This window comes from Bathymodiolus platifrons methanotrophic gill symbiont (genome assembly GCF_002189065.1).
GTDB lineage: Bacteria > Pseudomonadota > Gammaproteobacteria > Methylococcales > Methylomonadaceae > Methyloprofundus.
This window is the reverse complement of the sequence record NZ_BDMN01000561.1, coordinates 1-1,342: the sequence shown is the minus strand read 5'-3', so window position 1 is coordinate 1,342 and position 1,342 is coordinate 1. Positions and strand designations below refer to the sequence as shown.

Genomic DNA, 1,342 nt, shown 5'->3' with positions numbered 1-1,342 from the left:
TGGACTGCGTTTTTTTAGTCAACTTGCCATAAAGTGCTTGATACCAAGGCGTTTCACGTAAGTTAACTAGCGTTGTTGCTGGCTATTTTGAATTTGTTCAGGCGATAATGATAAGGCTTGCTCAGTTTCTTCCTCCGATAACTCGCCACCCTCAATTGTATTGGTGCCAAACACCGAACTGACTACAACGTCTTTTTCTAACTGCATCGCAACCGATGCCAAAGGTGAAACACTAAACCGTTGTTGTGCATCCTGAACCCGTTGCAACAACACGTCAACCACGCTTACATCAATCCCCTGCTACAATTTAAACACGCCAAACTGAAAGCTATCTATGCGTTTTATCGTATTAATGTCTGAAAAAATGTCCATAAAAATGTCCACTGAAAATAGCTTATATTTACTTGCTATTCAACAATATAGCATACATGGTGACAAAAAATGTCCCTAAAAATGTCGTGATCGCGACGCATAACTTAATATAAGAACACTGATAACGACTTCGCCCATTATATTGTCTTCTATGACTGCCCACACAAAAGCGAGGGAAATACAATCTTACACCGCAATACCTTTATTTTTATTGCTCGTGAGTTCGCCCGTGAATGCTTCATTTATTGGTATCATTCACCTGCCAATAGCCGCTTTTATCCGAACCCACCCGTTCTATATGCTGTTGGCGTAGCTTACGAATATGCCGCTGGATGGTGCTTAAAGATTTTCCACTAAGGAGCACCAGATTTTCTTGTGTAATATAGGGGTTCTCACGCATATAAGCCAAGAGTTGTTGATCCAGCCCATCAAGCTTGATTTTTACCTCGTCATTTACCTCTTCGCTTACCCCGTCATTTTGTCGTAAGGCAATATCTAGTGCCTGTTCTAGTGCTTCCAGCATAAAGGCGACAAATGGGGTCGCCTCGGCATCACTGTCTGCACTGGCCAGAGCCTTGTAATAGGCTTGCTGACGATCGTGCACCACACTCTCCACCGGCAGCCAGGCGAGTTCTGGTCTCCATTGAGTCAGAATCAAGGTTTGCCACAGCCGCCCCATTCGGCCGTTGCCGTCTGCAAAGGGATGGATAAATTCAAATTCATAATGAAACAGGCAACTCGCCACCAGTGGAGGAAGATCGGTTACTTTTAGCCAGTCCAACAGATCTTCCATCAAACGCGGTAGCTGAGAGGCTGGTGGCGCCATATGCACCAGAGCCTCTCCATCATAAACGCCTACGCCACCTTGGCGGTACTGCCCTAGTTCATCAATCAAACCCAGCATTAATAGCCGATGTGCCTCAAGGCGGGGAGTCGCTATTTTTGCGAAAGCTTGTTTTGGGCATCCCAG

Annotated in this window: 2 protein-coding genes; both read right to left on the bottom strand. The window is 45.4% G+C overall.

What is annotated here, in order from left to right:
• Positions 1-66: 66 nt before the first annotated feature.
• On the bottom strand, positions 67-282 hold the full coding sequence (locus tag CDZ78_RS20485) for a hypothetical protein (RefSeq protein ID WP_087871593.1): 216 nt from the start codon (positions 280-282) through the stop codon (positions 67-69).
• A 328-nt stretch (positions 283-610) separates the two neighbouring features.
• The coding region (locus CDZ78_RS20480) for a Fic family protein (protein ID WP_087871592.1) at positions 611-1,342 on the bottom strand (732 nt) is incomplete at its 5' end.